Here is a 17934-nt window from a genome sequence, read left to right on the forward strand (position 1 = left end):
GGAGATGACCGTGAAGATCTGCGCCCTACCGGAGGCCGCCTGCTAGAGCCGTTCACAGGCGGTGCACGGGCGGCCAGTACGGGGACGTGTTCGCCTGCCGGCGCCCGGGGCCGGCCCCTAGAGCGGCCCCGATCGCACCGGCCAGCGCGGTGCACAGGACCAGCGTGACGAGCGCGGCCCCGGCGCCCAGCGTCATGCCGGCGAACACCGCGGCGAACAGTCCGACCATGAAGCCGACGATCAGCCCGAGAACGGTACCGACGACCAGCCGCGCCAACGCGCTCCCCGGCCGCGCCTCCACCTGGGGAGATGGATGGACGTGCCCCACCTCGGCGGGCACCGCGTGAGGGTGCGCCACCTGCACGGGTGCCCCTTCGGGACGCTCCCCGGGCGCGGGCTCCGGCACCGGCGCGGCCACGCTCGCCCCCATCCCCGCTCCATCGTTCTGAGCGACCGCTCCCAGCTGGTCGCCGTCAGCGGCTGGCGCCGAGCCGACAGGCAGCGCCTCCACGATGGGCGGCGGCGAGCCGGTTTCGGCGGTCGACGCGCCCGGCTGTTCGTGAAGCGCCGCGGGCGCCGGCTCCCCCTCGGCCGACATCGCGTCGGCAGGCCGTTCCGGCAGCGCCCCCGGCTGCTGGTCGAGCTCCAATGGCGAGTCCGCCATCGTCGTCCTTCCTGGTAAGTCGACGACCATGCGGCACCCCGCGCAGTCGTCGATGCGGATCGAACCCCCGTGCATTTCGACGATCTCCTTGACGATCGCCAGCCCGAGCCCGGCGCCTCCGGCGTCCGCCGCGCGGCCCGCGTCCAGGCGGGAGAAGCGTTCGAACACCCGCCCCCGGGCGGAGACGGGGATGCCGGGCCCCTGATCGGTGACGGTGATGCGGACCCCGGCACCGTGCGGCGCGCCCGTCACGGTGACCACGCCGCCCGGCGGGCTGTGCCGTACCGCGTTGTCGAGGAGGTTCGCCAGGACCTGCGCCAGCAGGTCGGGGTCGGCGCGCACCACGAGGTCGTCGGGGACCGCGGGCACGAGCCGGACCTCCTCCCGCGCCAGCCCGGCCTCCCGCACCGCCTGTTCGAGCAGCGGGGCCAGCTCCAGCGCCTCGGACTCGATCAGCCGGACGCCGGAGTCGAGGCGTGACAGGTCGAGGAGCTGGGCGACGAGGCGTCCGAGCCGCTCGGTCTGGGCGAGCGCGGTGCTCATGGTCACCGGGTCGGGAGCGGACACGCCGTCGACGACGTTCTCCAGGATGGCGCGGAGCCCGGTGATCGGGGTCCGCAGCTCGTGGCTGACGTTGGCGACCAGTTCGCGCCGCTGCCTGTCAACCTCTCCCAGGTCCGCGGCCATCGCGTTGAACGCCCTGGCCAGCTCGCCGACCTCGTCCCGGGACGTGGCGCGGACCCGCAGCGAGTAGCTGCCCTTGGCGACCGTCTGGGCGGCCCTGGCCATCTCGCGCAGCGGCTTGGTCATGCCCATGGCCAGCACCTGCACCATGATCAGCGCCAGGACGAGGGCCACGGCGATCCGGACGTCGCGGGAGATCCCGGAGTTGAGGCCGACCTCGTTGACCACGAACGCGGTGCCCACGGCCAGCACGATCGCCAGGCCGAGTTTGACCTTGATCCGGCCCAGGAAGTCGAGCGGCCTCATCGCCGGACCAGCGCGTAGCCGACGCCGTGGACGGTCCGCACCACGTCGGAGCCCAGTTTGCGGCGCAGTGCCCGGACGTGGCTGTCCACCGTCCTGGTGGCGGCGGCCTCGGAGAAGCCCCACACGTCCGACAGCAGGCGGTCACGCTCGAAGACCTGCCCGGGACGTTCCGCCAGACGGCGCAGCAGGTCGAACTCGGTCCTGGTGAGCTGCGCCTCGGCGCCTCGCACGAACACCCTGCGGGCCGCGGTGTCGATCTCGACCTCCCCGACTCTGATCACGGTGTCCTCGACGGCCAGCTGGGCGGCCCGCTCCACCCTGCGCAGGAGGGCGTGGATCCTGGCGACGAGCTCGCGCATGCTGAACGGCTTGGCCAGGTAGTCGTCGGCGCCCACGCCGAGGCCGACCAGCACGTCGGTCTCCTCGCCCAGCGCGGTCAGCATGAGCACCGGCACCGGCCTGGCGGCCTGCATCCGGCGGCACACCTCCAGCCCGTCGAGCCCCGGCAGGAGCCGGTCCAAGATCACCAGGTCGGGCTCCGCTCTGCCGTACTGGATCAGGGCGGTCTCCCCGTCGCCTGCCACCCTGACGTCGAACCCCTCGGCGGCCAGCCTGTTCCGCACGGCCAGCGCGATCGTCTCGTCGTCCTCAACCAGGAGGATCCGTCGCTGCTCTGCCACGGACGAAAGCCTAGAAGTGGGCTGTGCAGACAGCACTCCCCAATATGTGCACATCCGGTGCAGACTTGCTCGGGTGAACGTCGTCGGATACCTCCACCGTCTCGGGCTCCTGTCCCTTCTCACCTCCCCGCCTTCGGCGGAGAACCTGCGCGCGCTGCACGTCGCGCACGTCGAGCGCGTCACGTACGAGGCGCTGGAGATCTGGCTGGGACGCACCACCACGGTCGATCCGCTGGAGTCGGCCGAGCGGATCATCGGCGGGCGCGGCGGCTACTGCTACCACCTGAACGGGGCGCTCTCGCAGCTCCTTCTCGCGCTCGGGTACGACGTGACCAGGCACGTGGGCGGCGTGCAGAACCGGGGCGCGGAGCCGGGCATCACCGGGAACCATCTGGTGCTCACGGCGAGCGGCCTGCCGTCGGCGGACAATCCGGGCGGCGCGTGGCTCGTGGACGTCGGGCTCGGCGACGCGCTCCACGGCCCGCTCCCGCTGATGGAGGGCGTCTACCAGCAGGGGCCGTTCAGGTACGGGCTGCGCCCGTCGGAGATCGCGCCCGGCGGCTGGCGACTCGACCACGATCCCGCCGGGTCGTTCGCCGGCATGGACTTCGGCCCGGCTCCCACCGCCATGTCCGCCTTCACCGCGATGCACGAGCATCTGAGCACGTCCCCGGAGTCGGGGTTCGTGCGCATCGCCAGCCTCCAGCGACGGGACGTGTCCGGCGTGGACAGCCTCCGCGGGCTCGTGCTGACGCGCCTGGGCGTCGGCACGCACTCGATCACGCTGGAGACGTCCGGCGACTACTACGCGGCCCTCGCCGACGTCTTCCGCCTCCCTCTGGACGACGTGACGACCCCGGAGAAGGACGCCCTCTGGCGCCGCCTGCACGCGGCCCACGAGTCCTGGCTGGCGGCCACCCCGCCCCCACCCAGCGCACCCACCCCCGCCGCCTGAGCCGACCTCATACGAAAGATCGGGGCATTTGCGGGACTGGCCATGGCTCTGCCCGGAGATGTGCCGCTATCGTGCACCTCGACATGGGAGAGACCGGGAAGCTCGCCGGCCGCTACAGGCTGCTGAACCCGCTGGGCGGGGGCGCCGTCCGGCTGGCCTTCGACGAGGTGACGCACCGCGACGTCGCGGTCAGGCAGCTGCGCGAACCAGCGGAGGCGCACGAGGCCGCGCTGGCCGCGGCGAGGCGGGCCGCCGCGCTGCGGCACCCGTCGGTGGTGCAGGTCCTGGACGTGGTGGCCGAGCGCGGCGAGTTATGGCTGGTCATGGAGTTCGTGTCGGGGCCGTCGCTCGAACAGGCCGTGCTGTCACGCCATCCGCTGCCCATGCTGCAGACGGCGCGGGTGGGGGTGTGCCTGCTGGGCGCGCTGCTGGCCGCGCACGCCGCCGGGATCATCCACGGCCGGGTCAATCCGGGCACCGTGCTGCTCACCACGACGGGCAGGGCGGTGCTCACCGGGTTCGGGTTCGCGCACCATCCGGGGCTGCGCGCCTCGGCCGACCTGTGGTCGCTGGCCGCCACGCTGCACTTCGCGGTGGAGGGCCGCCCGCCGGGCCTGGAGCCCGCCGCAGCCACGGATCCGCTCAGGTCCCTGATCAGGGCGATGCTCGACCCGTCGGACCCGCCGTCGACCGAGGTCGTCGCGGAGACGCTCGCGCGGCTCGCCGTGACGCGCTCCCTCGACCAGGTCATCGCCGCGTCGGGCCCGATGCCGCCCGCCCAGGTCGCCGCCGTCGGCCTGGACGTCCTCGAACAGCTCGCCGAACTGCACCTGCGCGGCACCAGCCACGGCGGCGTGCAGCCCGCCAACGTCATGATCGGGGCCGACGGCCACGCCACGCTGGCTCCGCCGCTGGCCACCGGAGTCCAGCCCGCCTTCACCGCCCCTGAACGGGTGGTCAGCCCGGCGGCCGACCTGTGGTCGCTCGGCGCCACCCTGTTCGCCGCCGTCGAAGGACGTCCCCCCGCTCCTGGCGCCCCGCTGACCAGGGCGGGCGCCCTCGCCCCCGCCCTGTTCCGGCTCCTGGCGGGCAACCCGGCCTACCGCCCCACCCTGGACTCCCTCCGTCAGGAGCTGCGCGCCGCCGCCACCCCCGGCCAGCGGGTGTGAGCGCTCTCCCCCGCGCCGGCCGGCCGGCGCTCGTCGCCATCCTCCCTGCCCTGGTCGCGGCCGTGCTGGGCGGCTGGAGGCTGGGCGTGCCCTCGTTGTGGCGGGACGAGTCGGTCAGCGCGATGGCCGCCCGGATGTCGCTCGCCGACCTGCGCCGGTTGCTGGCCGACATCGACACCGTGCACGCGCTCTACTACGTCCTCCTCCGGCCGTTCGCGGCGCTCGGCGGGCCGCCGGAGGTGCCGTTCCGGCTGCTGTCGGTGGTGGCGTTCACGGCCGCCGCGTTCGGGGTGGCGGCTCTCGGCCAGCGGCTGGCCGGGCCGGTCGCGGGGCTGTGTGGCGGCCTGTTCTACGCGCTGACCCCGATAGCCGACAGGTACGCGCAGGAGGCCCGCTCGTACGCGCTGGTCAGCGCGGTCGCCGTGCTGTCCACGTGGCTGCTGGTCAGGCTGGTCGAGCGCCCCACGCCGTGGCTGCACGTCGGGTACGCCGCCAGCCTGGCCCTGCTCGGCTGGCTGCACCTGTACGCGGTCCTGCTGGTGCCGGCCCATCTCGTGGCCGCCTGGCTGGCGGGGCGCCGGTCGGCCCTGCTGTCCGCGGCGGGAGCGGGGGTTGCGCTGCTGCCGCTGGTCGCCATCGCGGCGGGGCAGCGGGGCGCGCAGGTGTTCTGGCTGCAGGCGCCCGGGCTGAAGGAGGTGGCGGCGTTCCCCGTCGAGGTCGCGGGGAGCTGGCCGGCGGCGGCCGTGCTGTTCGGGCTGGCGCTGTGGGGCGCCTGGCGGGTGCCGGTCGTGACCTTGTGGGCGGTCGTGCCGGTGGTCCTGTCGATGGCGATCTCCCAGGTGCAGCCGATCTACCATCCGCGTTACGTGCTGTTCGCCGTTCCGGGGCTCGCGCTGCTGGCAGGGATCGGCGCGGCGGCGCTGCTCCGGCACCGCCGGCCCGCCGTGACCGTGCCGCTGGCCGTGCTGGCCTTCGCCGTCCTCACGTACGGGACGCAGGTCGCGCTCAGGGAGCCGAACGGCCGCCCGGACGACCTGCGCTCGCTGGCCGCCGCCCTCGCCGCCGAGGAGCGTCCGGGAGACCGGGTGCTGTTCGTGCCGCAGCGCTACCGCCTGTTCGTGGCGGTGTACGGCGAGCCGTACGAGCGGCTCGTGGACCTGACCCACGCTCCCGGCGCGGCCGAGCCGCGCACGGCGGCCGAGCTCGGGCAGGCGCTGGCGGGCGTCGAGCGGGTGTGGCTGGTGTCGCCGCGCATCGGCCCCAGGTATGCCGACGACGAACGCTACCTCGCCCTGAAGAAACGCCTAAAACCGGGGCGTACGCGCACGTTCGGGTCGATCCACCTCACGCTCTACACGCGCGACAATTGAGATACATCGCGATTGGAACCCGGGCGATGGGCCCACTCGTTGAACTGGCGACGCACAATGTGAGAGAGGCGGGGCGCGTGCTCCGCGTTCGGAGGAAGTTGAGGATGTCGCCAGTCCAGAAGTACGCCATCGGCGCGGGCGCCGCGGTTCTGCTTTCGCTGATGATCTTCGGGGCCGGATGGGTCACCCTGCTGGTCGTCCTCGGCGTGATCGCCGCCCCGGTAGTCGGTTACCTGATGCTGGACCCGTCGCAGCGCGAGCGGCTCAAGCGAGCCCGCAGGCGCGGCATCGGCAGATGAGGCGCGGCGGCGGGGGCTCAGGCCTCCGCCGCGGCCGCGATGTCCTGGTGCACCCGCTGGGTCACCCGCCGTTCGATGTGGAACGACAGGAACGGCACGGTGCCGCCGATCATGATGCCCAGCATGTACTGCCAGGTCCAGCGGCCCTTCATGCCCAGGTTCAGGACCGTGACCAGGTAGATCATGTAGAGGAAGCCGTGGATCGGCGCGACGACCTTCGACATGCCCGCGACGTCGAAGCCGTAGCGCAGGACCATCGCCACGCAGAGCACGAGCAGCATCACGCCCACGACGTAGGCGAGCGCCCGGAAGGGCTTGAGAGCCGATTCCACCGTTAACCTTCCAGAACCATCTCAGGGGACTTGGCACGGTCCCGATCACTTCGGACGGCGTCGCGTACGAAGTGGAACCACATGAACACGGCGAATCCGGCGAAGATCCACCAGTTGGCCGCGTAGGCCAGGTTACGCCAGGTCAGCTCGCCGCCCACGACCGGCGGCGGCACCTTCACCTGGGCCAGCGCGCCCGAGGGCGGCTCTGCCACGACGTAGCCGTTGCGCACCTTCTGACCGCTCCACAGGTTGATCAGCTCACCGGTGGACACCGTCTGGACCTGGCCCGACGGAAGCCCCTCGGCGCGCCGCTGCACGCTGTCGGTGCCCTGCGGCGGGCGCAGCCGCCCGGCGACCGTGACCCTGCCTTCCGGCGCCGCCATCGGGCCCGCGGGCTCGGCCACCCAGCCGCGCACGACGGGCATCAGCGTGCCGTCGTCGAGCCTGAGCGGCGTGAGCACCCAGTAGCCCTGGCCGCGCGAGACGTTGCCGCCGGGCGCGTCGACGTTCGGTCGCCTGTCGGCGACCAGCAGCTGCCTGGCCGGGTCGTAGACGCCCTCGGCCGTGACCCTGCGCCCCACGGACGTGCCCTGCATCTGCGCGCCCACCTGAGAGAGCGTGGTGACCCCCACCGGCGCCGGATCGGTCGCCGCGTGCGGCATGCCGGAGTCCTGGAAGACGCCGAGCTGCCAGCGCCCGAGCAGGATGAACGCGACGAGGACCCCGATCGTCAGCAGATGCAGCCCCATGATGCGGGGCGAGAACAGGGTCCGGAGCATGCTTCAAAGCTATCCGCCAGGTGGACCGGTCCCGCAATCAGCCCACACCTACAGATCGCGTTAAACAGTGCAAATGGCGCGAGTGATCCCGCTAGGCTGCTGGCCATGTCTGACCAGCATATCGACCCCGCGGGCAACACTCAGCAGTTCAAGGCGTTCGCGCAGCGGTCCGAGCAGGAGGCCGCCGCGGCTCCGAAGAAGTCGCCTCTCCTGCCGATCATCGCCGTGGTCATCGTGATCGCCGTCATCGGCGTCGGAGCCTTCCTCCTGCTGCGCTAACCGCCGTCAGGAGGGAGAGCACCCGCCGCAGCGTCGCGGCGGGTTCTTGGCGTCCGGTCGAGCGGCGTCCCCGTGGCCGGACGGACGGGCAGGCGCATGCCCCGCACATACCGTCCGGTCGGTGTGACCGGCCTCACGGGACGGCACCCCTGGATCGGACGGGAGTCGCTGACTACATTGGACGGTAAGTCCAATAGTTCGGGGCTACGGGAGGACCAGTGGTCGAGCCAGGAATAGTGATCATCGGTTCGGGCTTCGCCGGGATCGGCATGGCGATCAAGCTCAAGGAGGCCGGGTACCACGACTTCGTCATCCTGGAGAAGGCCGACGATCTGGGTGGAACCTGGCGGGACAACACCTACCCCGGCTGCGCGTGCGACGTGCCGTCGCACATGTACTCCTACTCGTTCGACCTCAACCCCGACTGGTCGCGGATGTTCTCCCCACAGGAGGAGATCTGGGAGTACATGCGGACGTGCGTCGACAAGTACCGCATCGCCCCGCACATCCGGTACGGCAAGCGCGTCGTCTCCCTGGAGTGGGACGACGCGGCCCGCCGCTGGGAGGTGGCCACGGACGACGGCGCGACCCTGACCACGAACGCCGTCATCTCCGGCATCGGCGCCCTCCATGTACCGTCATTTCCGGATATTCCGGGGCGGGAGTCGTTCGCCGGCCCGGCCTTCCACTCCTCCGAGTGGGACCACTCGGTCGAGCTCGCCGGCAAGCGCGTCGCGGTCATCGGCACCGGCGCGTCCGCCATCCAGTTCGTCCCGCAGATCGCCCCCGAGGCGGCACACCTCACCGTCTTCCAGCGCACACCCCCGTGGATCCACCCGAAGCCGGACTTCGCCCTCACGTCCCGGATGAAGCAGGCACTGCGGCTGCCCGGCGCGGCCAGGGCGGTGCGCGGCGCCGTCTACTGGGCGCTGGAGACCCGCGCGCTGGGCTTCACCGTCGACCCGCGCCTGATGAAGGTGCACGAGAGGATCGCGCTCAAGCACCTGCGCTCACAGGTCCCCGACCCCGAGCTGCGCCGCGCCCTCACCCCCGACTACACGATCGGCTGCAAGCGGCTGCTCCTGTCGAGCGACTACTACCCGACCCTGACCAGGGACGACGTCTCGCTGGTGACGGGCGGGGCCGCCGAGATCAGGGAACACGCGGTCGTCGACTCCACCGGACGCGAGCACGAGGCGGACGTCATCGTCTTCGGCACCGGCTTCAGGGTGACGGACATGCTCAAGGACCAGCGGATCATCGGCAGGAACGGCCTGAAGATCCAGGACGCCTGGCAGGACGGCATCGAGACCTACTACGGCATCACCACCTCCGGCTTCCCGAACCTGTTCTTCCTGCTCGGTCCGAACACCGGGCTCGGGCACCACTCGGTCGTGTTCATGATCGAGGCGCAGGTGCGTTACGTCATGAGCTGCCTGCGCCTGCTCTCCAGGACCCAGGCCAGGGCCGTGGACGTCAGGCCGGAACGGCAGCGGGCGTTCAACCGGCGCCTCCAGGAACGGCTCGACCCGCTGGTGTGGAACGCGGGCGGCTGCCGCTCCTGGTATCTGGACGAACACGGCGCGAACCGGACGATCTGGCCGGGCTTCACCTTCGAGTACTGGGCGCGCACCCGCAAGGTGAAGCCCGACGCCTACGAGCTCATCTACTAGACGGCAGAGCCGCTTCCGCTGGCCTCCCTCGTCTCGCCTGAGGTGCGGATACGTTACCCTCCCATGGACGGCGTCCATGATCGTCCCGTAGATTGGGCTCTGATCATTGACGGCTGGCGTCTCGTGTCGCGCGATGCCCTCCCGACACCGCCCCCTCCGCCGGGGGATCACTCGCGCTGAGGGCCATCCCCGCCAAACAAACGGAAGGTGTACCTCGTGCCCGGCCCTGCCTCCACGGAACCGACATATCCGGATTTATCCGGAAGCCCGTCGGAGAGTTCTTCGCCGTCCCCGAGCCCGTCCGATACTTCCTCGCCGTCCCCGAGCCCGTCCGATACTTCCTCGCCGTCCCCGAGCCCGAGTCCGTCCGAAAGCGGCTCCGAGAGCCCCTCCCCGTCGCCGAGCCAGTCACCCAGTGGGATGCCCAGCCCCTCGACCGGCAGCCCGAGCCCCTCTTCCTCGGCACTCAGCCCGTGCCCGCACACCCCCGCCTGCCCGCCTGGCCCGTGCCTGCCTTCCAGCCTGCTGCCCAGCCCGAACTCCGCCGAACCTGCGCCGGACACTTCCTCTCCGCCTTCTGCCGGCGGCGACAAGGACGGCGTCGAGGTCGCCACGGGTGAGATCATCAAGTTCGCCGACGTGATGGAGGAGGCGTCCAAGGCGGTCGGCCAACTGCGGGCGGCCGTGCCCAGGATCGATGGCCTGTGGAATCACCTTCCGATCACCGGAGTCCCCGCCGTCGGGCTCATGTTCGCCGGCGGTTGGAACAACATCGCCGACACCTGGTCAGACTGCGCCGAAATCCTGCTGACGGTCCTGAAGGACGACGGCGAGCTGCTCGTCACGGTGGCCAAGAATTACCGCGCAGCCAATCATGATGCCGAAGCCGCCACTGATCAGCTCCGACACTGAAGGGTGCGACAATGCCGACCTCCTCGAGCGAGCCTCCCAAGCTAACCATCCCGAAGCATTTCCGCGCCGTCGGCCCGGGCCAGATGCACGTCTACAACCCGAAAGGGAAGGTCGCCCGGACCATCACCTTCGGTCAGCGCGCCGACCCCGGTTTCTTCAAGAACGTGATCGCCCAGATGAAGCGCTACGACGGACCGATCACCCTCGGGCTGAGCCTCTCAGGAGTCGGCTGGGCCGGATGGGCGATCAAGGCCGCCGTCGTTGCCAACGTAGGCAACCCCTTTCTCTTCTCCAACCAGCGGGATACCTGGAGGGAGATCCATGGCCACCTCAAGGGCAGCGCATGGGATGTATGGCTCACCTACTTCAACGACGTGTCGCCGAACTGGAAGGGCCACGCGGTCGAAACGCTCCAGCAGTACCTCAGGTTCAAGTTGATCGGCATGTTCGACCAGCTCGGCAATATCTCCAAGGAGCTGAGCGGCACCATGCACAACCAGTACAAGGAAGTTCTGGAATATGACATGGCCGCCTTCGGTATGTGGACCATCAACGGACCCATATTCAAAGCGCTCTCGAAGCTTAGCGCACACCCCGCCGGCAGGGTCGCCCTCATGACGCAGACCGGCGTCTTCCTCACCATGGCCGGTACCCTCCTCAAGCAGTTCGTCGACATCTACAGGACCAATGAGGGCGAACTCAACTCCCTCCAACTGAAGGTCATGGATCTCAAGGGCGCCTTCTACAACGGCGGCGATCCGGCTAACGGGGCACGTGACCTGCACGTGGACAAGGATGTCGCCAACCCCGCCTACTGGGAGATCGTCACCGAGGAAAAGTCGTGAAGCACATCGACGCGTTCAACGCCGGCGGCGCCGGGGACGTCCCCGGGCTGATCCGCGAGATCGAGGGCTGGGTTGACGCGTTCGCAGGAGCCATGCGCGAGCTGGACGAGCAGGAGGTGACGGGCGCCGACGACACGGGCCTGGTGGTGGCCACGGTGTCGGGCTCGGGACGGCTGCTGCACGTGGCCATCGGCCCCAAAGCGATGCGCGACCTCGACCACGTCGCGATCGGCCAGGCCGTCCAGCAGGCCATCGGGGCGGCCCGCGTAGCGATGGCCGAGGGGTTGACCCAGATGGTGGACACGCTGGCCACCGGTCGGCCGCGGCCCGACCCCGGCCACGACCCGCTCGCGCCGTACTTCGACGCCATCCTGAGAGAGAAGTGACCATGGATGAACTGCGGATGCTCTCGGAGCAGTTGGAGAGGATGTCGGCCGAGGCCGAGGCGGTCGTGGCGGAGTGGGGCGCGCGGGAGTTCACCGGTAGCGCCGACGACGGCGGCGTCGTGGCGACCGTCGACGCGGCAGGAACACTGCTGGCTCTCGACGTCAGCCAGCTGAGCAAGCGGCGGCACGACGGCGTGACGCTCGGCGACGCGGTGGTGGCGGCGGTCCACGCGGCAGAGCAGGCCGCGGCGGAGGCGAAGACCACGATGATGCGCGACCTGGGCGCGGGCGCGCACTTGTCCACCCTCATGGACCAGGCGCAACACGACTTCGATAGCCGCAGCACCGCCACCCCGCGCCAGAACCCCGCACAAAGGTGACATCCGCCTAACGGCTCCCTTGACGGGTCGGGAGGCGCCAAGTCGTCCCTGGCACCTCCCGGACACCTATCGCCTGTCCGCCACGTCGACGCCTGCGGTCGTCGCGGACGTCAACCGGTTGGCTCAACCGCCACTCTTGCAGCACACCCCGGATCGCACGACCAGCGCACTGCCGCCGCCGCGCCTGACCGGCTCGGCGACCGCCTGGACCTTCCCCCTGCCGAGGAACTCCAGCGCGGTGGCCGCGCCGATCTCCGGGTTCAGCACCAGGTCGTGGCCTCTGGCCTTCAGCTCGGCCCCGTACTTGTCGAGGAAGGCCTGCTCGGCCTGGGTCTGCGGGGTGTTGCGCTGCGTGGCCCGCGGCGCGGCGAGCGCTTCGGGCAGGTTCATGCCGAACTCGTACCGGTTGACCAGGATCTGCAGCACGGTCGTGATGATCGTCGAGCCGCCCGGTGACCCGGCCGCCAGCACCGGCCTGCCGTGCTGGAACACCAGGGTGGGCGCCATCGACGAGCGCGGGCGCTTGCCCGGCCCCGGCAGGTTCGGGTCGCCGGGGGCGGGGCCGAAGGTGAAGTCGGTCAGCTCGTTGTTGAGCAGCACGCCGCGCCCCGGGACGACGATGCCGTTGCCGCCGGTGGACTCGATGCTCAGGTTGTAGGCCACCACATTGCCCCAGCGGTCGGCGACGACCAGGTGTGTGGTCTCGGGGCCCTCCTCGACGGTCGCCGTGGCGGTGCCCGACGGGGTGGCGCAGGAGCCGTAGTCGCCGTCGGGCTCGCCGGGCGCGGCCGGGCTGGGCAGCGCCCTGTCGCCGATCAGGCAGGCCCGTTCCTTGGCGAACCCGTCCGACAGGAGCTCCTTGAGGGGCACGTGCGGGAGGTCGCCGACGTACTTGTTCCTGTCGGCGAAGGCGAGCCTGGACGCCTCCAGGTACTCGTGCACGCCGACCTGCGGGAGCGCCTCCAGGATGTTGAGAGCCTCGCCGACCGTGGAGCCCCCGGAGGACGGCGGCGCCATGCCGTACACCTGCATGCCCTTGAAGTCGATCCGGGTGGGCTCGCGCGTCAGCGCCTGGTAGTCGCGCAGGTCAGAGAGCTCCATCAGGCCGGGTCTGACGTTCCTGGTGGAGCCGGGAGTCACGGGGGGCTGCTTGACGGTGGCGACGATCTCTCTGCCGAGCTGCCCGCCGTACAGCCAGCTCGGTCCGCGCCTGCCCAGCTCGCGGTAGGTGTCGGCGAGCTCGGGGTTCTTGAAGACGGAGCCGACGGGCGGCGGGGCGCCGTTCGGCAGGTAGAGCTTGGCGGTGGACGTGAAGTCCTTGAACCTGGCGACGTTCTGGGCGGTCTGGTTGTAGAAGGTCTGGTCCACGACGAAGCCCTTGGACGCCACCTCGATCGCCGGCTGGAGCGCCCGCTTCAGCGAGAGCGTGCCGAACCTGCGCAGGGCCAGGTCCCACTGGGCCACCGTGCCGGGCACTCCCGCCGACAGGCCGCTGGTCACCCCCTCCTCGAACGGGATGCCCGCGAGCGTGGTGGAGGTCATCGCCTGCGGGGCCTTCTCGCGTCCGTCGACGGTGAAGACCCTGCGCCGGCGGGCGTCGTAGTAGACCATGAAGCCGCCGCCCGTCAGGCCCGAGGAGTACGGCTCGGTCACGCCGAGCACCGCACCCGCGGCGACCGCCGCGTCCATGGCGTTGCCGCCCCGGTTCAGGACGCCGATCGCGGCCTTGCTGGCGTCGAGGTCGACGGTGGCGACGGCGCCCCCGTACCCCTCAGCGACCGGCACCTTCTGCGTGGGTTCGCCCTGCGTAGGTGCGTCCTGCGCGGGTCCGTCCTGCGTGGGTTCGGCCTGCGTGGGTTCGGCGTGCGGAGGTTCGGCGACCGCGGGCGGGGCCACCAGGAGAGAGGTGAGTAGTGCTGTCGTCGCTGCTGCGGGAACGATCACTCGGCGCATGGTCTCCACGATGACTCAGGTACCCCCATCGTGGTAGGGCCCCCTCCCACGGAGGGATGATGCGCTGGTCAGGAGGTTGGCCTAGCGTTGGGGGGTGCGTAAGAAGTCCGGCTTCGATCCCTTCCTCGCGTTGATCACCGCGGTCGCCCAGGTCGTGCTGTCGCAGGGGGCCGCCTGGGGGCAGCGGACCTTCAGGGCGCAGCTCGACCCGCTGGCGTACGTGTTGCTGCTGCTCGGGCCGCTGATGCTGCTGGCCCGCCGGAGATTTCCGGTCGCGTCCACGGTCGTCACGCTGCTGGCGACGTACGCGTACGTGTGGGGCGGCTATCCGTACGGGCCCGTCTTCCTCGCCCCGATCATCCTGCTGTTCTCGCTCGTCATGAACGGGCACCGGCCGGCCGCCTGGATCCTGGCCGGGGTCACGATCGCGGTCTTCCTCGCCTACGCCTCGCTGGGCGACACCTCGCCGCAGTTCTGGGTCTTCCACACCTTGGCCATCAGCGCGTTCGTGCTGCTGTTCATGCTGGCCGCCGAGCTGGCCAGGACCCTGCGCGAGCGCCGCGCCCAGCAGCAGCGGGCCGCCGAGGAGGAGAGCAGGCGGCAGGCCAGCGAGGAGCGCCTGACCATGGCCCAGGAGCTGCACGACGTGCTGGCGCACAACATCTCGCTGATCCACGTCCAGGCCAGCACCGCGCTGCACCTCATCGACGACGACTCCGAGCAGGCCCGCAGCGCGCTCGCCACCATCAAGACCGCCTCGAAGGAGGTGCTCGGCGAGATGCGCTCGGTCCTGAACGTGCTGCGCGAGGGCGCCCCCCGCTCCCCCACCGCCGGGCTCGACCGCCTCGACGACCTGGTGCAGCGCTCCGGCCTGGACATCACGCTCAAGCGGATCGGCTCGCGTCCGCTCTCTCCCCAGGTGGAGCGGGCGGCGTACCGCATCGTCCAGGAGTCGCTCACGAACGTCGCCCGCCACGCCCCCGGGGCGCGGGTGACGGTCGACCTCGAGTACGGGCCGCGGGAGCTGCTCATCCGCGTCACCGACACGGGGGCGACGGCGCCCGCGGTACTGTCCGAGGACGGCAGCGGCAACGGCATCCCCGGCATGCGCGAGCGCACCTCCGCCCTGGGCGGCACGCTGTTCGCGGGACGTCTGGACAACGGCTTCCAGGTCGAGGCCGTCCTGCCCCTACCCGAGGAGACCTCGTGATCAAGCTGCTGCTGGCTGACGACCAGGCCCTGGTCAGAGCGGGCTTCAAGGCCCTGCTGAACGCCCAGCCCGACATGACGGTGGTGGCGGAGGCCGCCGACGGCGCGGAGGCGGTGCAGCTCTCCCACCAGCACGAGCCGGACGTGGTCCTCATGGACATCCGCATGCCGGGCACCGACGGCCTGACGGCCACCCGCCAGATGCCGCCCGGCCCCCGCGTCATCATCCTCACCACCTTCGAGCTGGACGAATACGTCTTCGAAGCCCTCAGGGGCGGAGCCAGCGGCTTCCTGGTCAAGGACACCGAACCGGCGGAGCTCATCCAGGCGGTCAGGGTGGTGGCGGCGGGCGAGGCCCTGTTGTCGCCGAGCGTGACCCGCCGCCTGATAGCCGAGTACGCCACCAGGGCCAAGGAACCGGTCAAGGCGACCGGCCTGGACCAGCTGACGGACCGCGAACGGGAGGTCCTGTCCCTGGTGGGCACCGGCATGACCAACGACGAGATCGCCGCGAAGCTCTTCATGTCCCCGGCCACGGCCAAGACGCACGTGAGCCGCGCCATGATGAAGCTCCAGGCACGTGACCGCGCCCAGCTCGTGGTCGTCGCCTACGAGTCCGGCCTGGTCAGGCCCGGCTGGCTGTGAGCCAGGCTCAGGCTTCCCGGCCGCACACCGGGCGGGTGCGGGCGGCGTAGGAGCGGGCGGCCACGAGGAGGCCGAAGCCCAGGCCGGCGAAGGCGAGGCCGCCGAACGCGGTCATCCACGCCATGCTCCCCGTGCCGGCGAAGAACAGGGGGAAGGCGGCGAGGATCCCCGTCCCGTACAGGGCCAGCGTGAGACCGGTCAGCCAGGCGGGAATCAGCGGCAGCAGGCGCGGCACCCGCCTGCCCGACAGGAACAGCGTCCACCGGGGGAACACCTGCCCCCACCGGTACATCAGACCCACCATCAGGAACCACGCCAGCATCGCGGCCAGCACCGTGAAGTCGATGCCCACCGACGCGAGCGCCTTCGTCACCCCCGAGCCGGCGGCGTTGGCCGCCCGCCACTGCTCGGCGGTGAGTCCGAAGGCGTCACCGCCGAGGGTCCAGATGGTCTTGGTGATCGCCCACGGCAGGATTCCGCACATACCGGCGTAGACGGCCACCTGGACCTTCGCCGACGCCCCGGACGAGGCCGGGTGCTCCAGCGGCCCGTCGCTGCCCCAGGCGTGCGCCTGGCCGCATCGCGGGCACCTGCCGCGGGCCCGCCTGCGCAAGGACAGGCCGGTGACCAGCAGGAGCCCGGCACCGGGGATGTCCAGCAGCAGGTGGGCCAGGCCGGCGCCGCTGGGCCCCGCGCCCCCGATCAGGGAGACGAACTCGATCGGCGCGCCGAACGTCCCCAGGACGAAGACCGGGATGACCACGAGCAGCGTCGCGCCGGCCGCCGTCCGGGCGAACCGGCCACGGGCCCGGACGGCGGCCAGGCAGGCCCCGGCGGCCAGGAGCGCCAGGCCGGCCAGGACGAGCTGGACCGCGGGCGGGAACGCGTGATGCGCTCCGAGCGGCAGGGCGATGCCGCTCGCCACCCAGGCGAGCTGGACGGCCGCGTACGCCACCCCCCAGGCCGCCGCGGCGTAGGGCGCCCACGACGGCCACCGGCGCAGGACCACCGCCCATCCAGAACTCCCGCGACCCACCTGCCGGTTCGCCGTTATCGCCATCGTGACCTCCAGGTCTTCGTGCCGCCGACCCAAAGATCGCCTGCTGGACGTACCGGCCGACTCCCCCGCGCGGGCCACGAGCGTCCCTCGCCCGGGGGAACCCCGTTCCCGGGGGTCAGGTCGTGGTCAGGGCGACCGTGGGCGACAGGCGGGCGGCGCGCATGGCCGGGTAGATGCCCGCGATCGTCCCGATGACCAGCGTCGCCACGACCGCGCCGCCGATCGCCCACGGCGGCACCACCGGGGGCCAGCCCCGCGACAGGGCGTACCCGATGGTGGCCAGGGCGCCCAGGACCGCCCCCACCAGCCCGCCCAGGGCGGACAGCAGCAGGGACTCCGACAGGAACTGGACGCGGACCTGCCCTTGGGTGGCGCCGAGCGAGCGGCGCAGGCCGATCTCCTTGCGGCGCTCCAGAACCGAGATGACCATGGTGTTGGCCACTCCGACCCCGCCCACCAGCAGCGCCACCGCCCCCAGGCCGAGCAGGAGGTTGGTGAAGGCACCTGCCGCGGCCGCCCTGGCCGCCAGGGCGTCGGACGGCCTGCTGACCTCGACCTCGCTCGGGTTCTCCGGGTTGACCGTGCGCGGCAGGACCGCCCGCACCGCCTCCACCGACGTCTCCGCCGAGCGTTCGTAGATGGTCGTGGGGTGGCCGTCGAAGCCCAGGTACGTCTCCGCCGCCGGGAAGCCGACCAGGGCCGAGCGTTCGATCTCGGGGGCGAGCGGCATCGGGCCGAGGATGCCGATGACGGTGAACCAGCGGTTGCCCAGCCACACCTGCACACCGGTCCGCGCGAGGCCGAGCCGCTTGGCCGCCTCCGCGCCGAGGACGACGGCCGGCTCGCGGGCGGTGGCCGCGTTCAGCCAGGTGCCGTGCACGGCGCGGCCCTCCAGCGTGGTGAGCAGTTCGGTGCTGGCGGCCTGGACGGCGATGCCTCCCGTGACGGCCTCGGAGATGTGGTTGGTCCGCCTGATCGTGGCGTCGATCGTGCCGGTCGCCGAGGCCGTCTGGACCGCCCGGACGCGCTTGACCATGTCGAGTGCGGCCGTGGGCAGCTTGGCCTGCTCGCCGAAGAGCGTCTTGCCCGGCGCGACCGTCAGCAGGTTCGTGCCGAGGCGGTCGAGCTGGCGCAGGAGCTGCTCCCTGGACGAGGACGAGATCCCGACCACGGCGATCATGGTGGCGATGCCGATGGCGATGCCCAGCGCCGACAGGATCACCCGGGTGGGACGGGCCCGCAGCCCCGCCGCCCCCACCCGCAGCACGTCGGACGGGCTGAGCCGAGCCGGGGCCAGCCGTGTCATCGGCGGACCCCCTTCCGCGACCCGGCAGGCAGCGCGTGGCTCGTCATC

At 71.3% G+C, this 17934-nt stretch carries 20 protein-coding genes; 12 read left to right on the plus strand and 8 right to left on the minus strand.

What is annotated here, in order from left to right; all coding sequences use genetic code 11:
• Positions 1 to 52 precede the first annotated feature (52 nt).
• Entirely contained in the window at positions 53 to 1654 is a 1602-nt protein-coding gene (locus ABZ297_RS14660) for an ATP-binding protein (RefSeq protein ID WP_355344940.1), read from the minus strand.
• The gene (locus ABZ297_RS14665; protein ID WP_350811938.1) at positions 1651 to 2310 is read right to left on the minus strand and encodes a response regulator transcription factor; all 660 of its coding nucleotides are present in this window, start codon (positions 2308 to 2310) and stop codon (positions 1651 to 1653) included. Before ABZ297_RS14665 ends, ABZ297_RS14660 begins: the two co-directional genes overlap by 4 nt.
• Before the next feature lie 97 nt (positions 2311 to 2407).
• Here ABZ297_RS14665 and ABZ297_RS14670 point away from each other — a divergent pair, with 97 nt between their 5' ends.
• The 4 genes from ABZ297_RS14670 to ABZ297_RS14685 all read left to right on the plus strand — a co-directional run bounded on the left by ABZ297_RS14670 (position 2408) and on the right by ABZ297_RS14685 (position 6127).
• Positions 2408 to 3289 carry an arylamine N-acetyltransferase gene (locus tag ABZ297_RS14670; RefSeq protein ID WP_355344943.1) on the plus strand — a complete coding sequence of 294 codons (882 nt, stop codon included), beginning with the start codon at positions 2408 to 2410 and terminating at the stop codon, positions 3287 to 3289.
• Positions 3290 to 3372: 83 nt separating this feature from the next.
• Positions 3373 to 4458 (plus strand): protein kinase, encoded by a 1086-nt coding sequence (locus tag ABZ297_RS14675; protein WP_355344946.1) that lies wholly within the window; start codon positions 3373 to 3375, stop codon positions 4456 to 4458.
• Positions 4455 to 5828, plus strand: a complete 1374-nt coding sequence (locus tag ABZ297_RS14680; protein ID WP_355344948.1) for a glycosyltransferase family 39 protein — start codon at positions 4455 to 4457, stop codon at positions 5826 to 5828. The genes ABZ297_RS14675 and ABZ297_RS14680 overlap by 4 nt, the downstream gene beginning before the upstream one ends.
• Positions 5829 to 5932: 104 nt before the next feature.
• Positions 5933 to 6127 carry a hypothetical protein gene (locus ABZ297_RS14685; protein WP_350811905.1) on the plus strand — a complete coding sequence of 65 codons (195 nt, stop codon included), beginning with the start codon at positions 5933 to 5935 and terminating at the stop codon, positions 6125 to 6127.
• A gap of 17 nt (positions 6128 to 6144) precedes the next feature.
• Here the strand turns inward: ABZ297_RS14685 and ABZ297_RS14690 are convergent, their stop codons facing one another.
• Positions 6145 to 6459, minus strand: a complete 315-nt coding sequence (locus ABZ297_RS14690; protein ID WP_355344952.1) for a DUF3817 domain-containing protein — start codon at positions 6457 to 6459, stop codon at positions 6145 to 6147.
• Between the two features lie 2 nt (positions 6460 to 6461).
• Positions 6462 to 7238 carry an SURF1 family protein gene (locus tag ABZ297_RS14695; RefSeq protein ID WP_355344955.1) on the minus strand — a complete coding sequence of 259 codons (777 nt, stop codon included), beginning with the start codon at positions 7236 to 7238 and terminating at the stop codon, positions 6462 to 6464.
• A gap of 105 nt (positions 7239 to 7343) precedes the next feature.
• On the opposite strand from ABZ297_RS14695, the gene ABZ297_RS14700 reads away from it, so the two are divergent.
• Complete coding sequence (locus ABZ297_RS14700) at positions 7344 to 7517, plus strand: hypothetical protein (protein WP_355344958.1); 174 nt, start codon at positions 7344 to 7346, stop codon at positions 7515 to 7517.
• Between the two features lie 233 nt (positions 7518 to 7750).
• On the plus strand, positions 7751 to 9190 hold the full coding sequence (locus ABZ297_RS14705) for an NAD(P)/FAD-dependent oxidoreductase (RefSeq protein ID WP_355345148.1): 1440 nt from the start codon (positions 7751 to 7753) through the stop codon (positions 9188 to 9190).
• A 167-nt stretch (positions 9191 to 9357) separates the two neighbouring features.
• Here ABZ297_RS14705 and ABZ297_RS14710 read toward each other — a convergent pair whose 3' ends face one another.
• On the minus strand, positions 9358 to 9804 hold the full coding sequence (locus tag ABZ297_RS14710) for a hypothetical protein (RefSeq protein ID WP_355344961.1): 447 nt from the start codon (positions 9802 to 9804) through the stop codon (positions 9358 to 9360).
• A 25-nt stretch (positions 9805 to 9829) separates the two neighbouring features.
• On the opposite strand from ABZ297_RS14710, the gene ABZ297_RS14715 reads away from it, so the two are divergent.
• The 4 genes from ABZ297_RS14715 to ABZ297_RS14730 are packed head-to-tail and all read left to right on the plus strand — an operon-like array spanning position 9830 to position 11713.
• Positions 9830 to 10102 (plus strand): hypothetical protein, encoded by a 273-nt coding sequence (locus ABZ297_RS14715; protein ID WP_355344964.1) that lies wholly within the window; start codon positions 9830 to 9832, stop codon positions 10100 to 10102.
• Between the two features lie 11 nt (positions 10103 to 10113).
• Positions 10114 to 10947, plus strand: coding sequence for a hypothetical protein (locus tag ABZ297_RS14720; protein ID WP_355344967.1), 834 nt, complete (start codon positions 10114 to 10116; stop codon positions 10945 to 10947).
• On the plus strand, positions 10944 to 11333 hold the full coding sequence (locus tag ABZ297_RS14725; RefSeq protein ID WP_355344970.1) for a YbaB/EbfC family nucleoid-associated protein: 390 nt from the start codon (positions 10944 to 10946) through the stop codon (positions 11331 to 11333). The genes ABZ297_RS14720 and ABZ297_RS14725 overlap by 4 nt, the downstream gene beginning before the upstream one ends.
• 2 nt (positions 11334 to 11335) lie before the next feature.
• Positions 11336 to 11713, plus strand: coding sequence for a YbaB/EbfC family nucleoid-associated protein (locus tag ABZ297_RS14730; RefSeq protein ID WP_355344973.1), 378 nt, complete (start codon positions 11336 to 11338; stop codon positions 11711 to 11713).
• Between the two features lie 123 nt (positions 11714 to 11836).
• On the opposite strand, the gene ggt is transcribed toward ABZ297_RS14730, so the two are convergent.
• Entirely contained in the window at positions 11837 to 13666 is a 1830-nt protein-coding gene (gene ggt / locus ABZ297_RS14735; RefSeq protein WP_355344976.1) for a gamma-glutamyltransferase, read from the minus strand.
• Between the two features lie 94 nt (positions 13667 to 13760).
• Between ggt and ABZ297_RS14740 the strand changes: the two genes are divergently transcribed.
• The gene (locus tag ABZ297_RS14740) at positions 13761 to 14876 is read left to right on the plus strand and encodes a histidine kinase (protein WP_355344979.1); all 1116 of its coding nucleotides are present in this window, start codon (positions 13761 to 13763) and stop codon (positions 14874 to 14876) included.
• The gene (locus ABZ297_RS14745) at positions 14873 to 15520 is read left to right on the plus strand and encodes a response regulator transcription factor (protein ID WP_355344982.1); all 648 of its coding nucleotides are present in this window, start codon (positions 14873 to 14875) and stop codon (positions 15518 to 15520) included. The genes ABZ297_RS14740 and ABZ297_RS14745 overlap by 4 nt, the downstream gene beginning before the upstream one ends.
• A 7-nt stretch (positions 15521 to 15527) precedes the next feature.
• Here ABZ297_RS14745 and ABZ297_RS14750 read toward each other — a convergent pair whose 3' ends face one another.
• Together ABZ297_RS14750 and ABZ297_RS14755 are read right to left on the minus strand one after the other, a co-directional pair.
• Positions 15528 to 16529 carry a hypothetical protein gene (locus tag ABZ297_RS14750; RefSeq protein ID WP_355344985.1) on the minus strand — a complete coding sequence of 334 codons (1002 nt, stop codon included), beginning with the start codon at positions 16527 to 16529 and terminating at the stop codon, positions 15528 to 15530.
• A 166-nt stretch (positions 16530 to 16695) separates the two neighbouring features.
• On the minus strand, positions 16696 to 17886 hold the full coding sequence (locus ABZ297_RS14755; protein ID WP_355344988.1) for an ABC transporter permease: 1191 nt from the start codon (positions 17884 to 17886) through the stop codon (positions 16696 to 16698).
• Positions 17887 to 17934 lie beyond the last annotated feature (48 nt).

It is taken from the genome of Nonomuraea sp. NPDC005983, assembly GCF_040614375.1.
Classification (GTDB): Bacteria; Actinomycetota; Actinomycetes; order Streptosporangiales; family Streptosporangiaceae; genus Nonomuraea.

Coding starts and splice junctions, on each gene's coding strand:
- ABZ297_RS14660 (WP_355344940.1), bottom strand. CDS start 1,654: ATGAGGCCGCTCGACTTCCTGGGCCGGATCAAGGTCAAACTCGGCCTG.
- ABZ297_RS14675 (WP_355344946.1), top strand. CDS start 3,373: ATGGGAGAGACCGGGAAGCTCGCCGGCCGCTACAGGCTGCTGAACCCG.
- ABZ297_RS14685 (WP_350811905.1), top strand. CDS start 5,933: ATGTCGCCAGTCCAGAAGTACGCCATCGGCGCGGGCGCCGCGGTTCTG.
- ABZ297_RS14695 (WP_355344955.1), bottom strand. CDS start 7,238: ATGCTCCGGACCCTGTTCTCGCCCCGCATCATGGGGCTGCATCTGCTG.
- ABZ297_RS14700 (WP_355344958.1), top strand. CDS start 7,344: ATGTCTGACCAGCATATCGACCCCGCGGGCAACACTCAGCAGTTCAAG.
- ABZ297_RS14720 (WP_355344967.1), top strand. CDS start 10,114: ATGCCGACCTCCTCGAGCGAGCCTCCCAAGCTAACCATCCCGAAGCAT.
- ABZ297_RS14730 (WP_355344973.1), top strand. CDS start 11,336: ATGGATGAACTGCGGATGCTCTCGGAGCAGTTGGAGAGGATGTCGGCC.
- ggt (WP_355344976.1), bottom strand. CDS start 13,666: ATGCGCCGAGTGATCGTTCCCGCAGCAGCGACGACAGCACTACTCACC.
- ABZ297_RS14755 (WP_355344988.1), bottom strand. CDS start 17,886: ATGACACGGCTGGCCCCGGCTCGGCTCAGCCCGTCCGACGTGCTGCGG.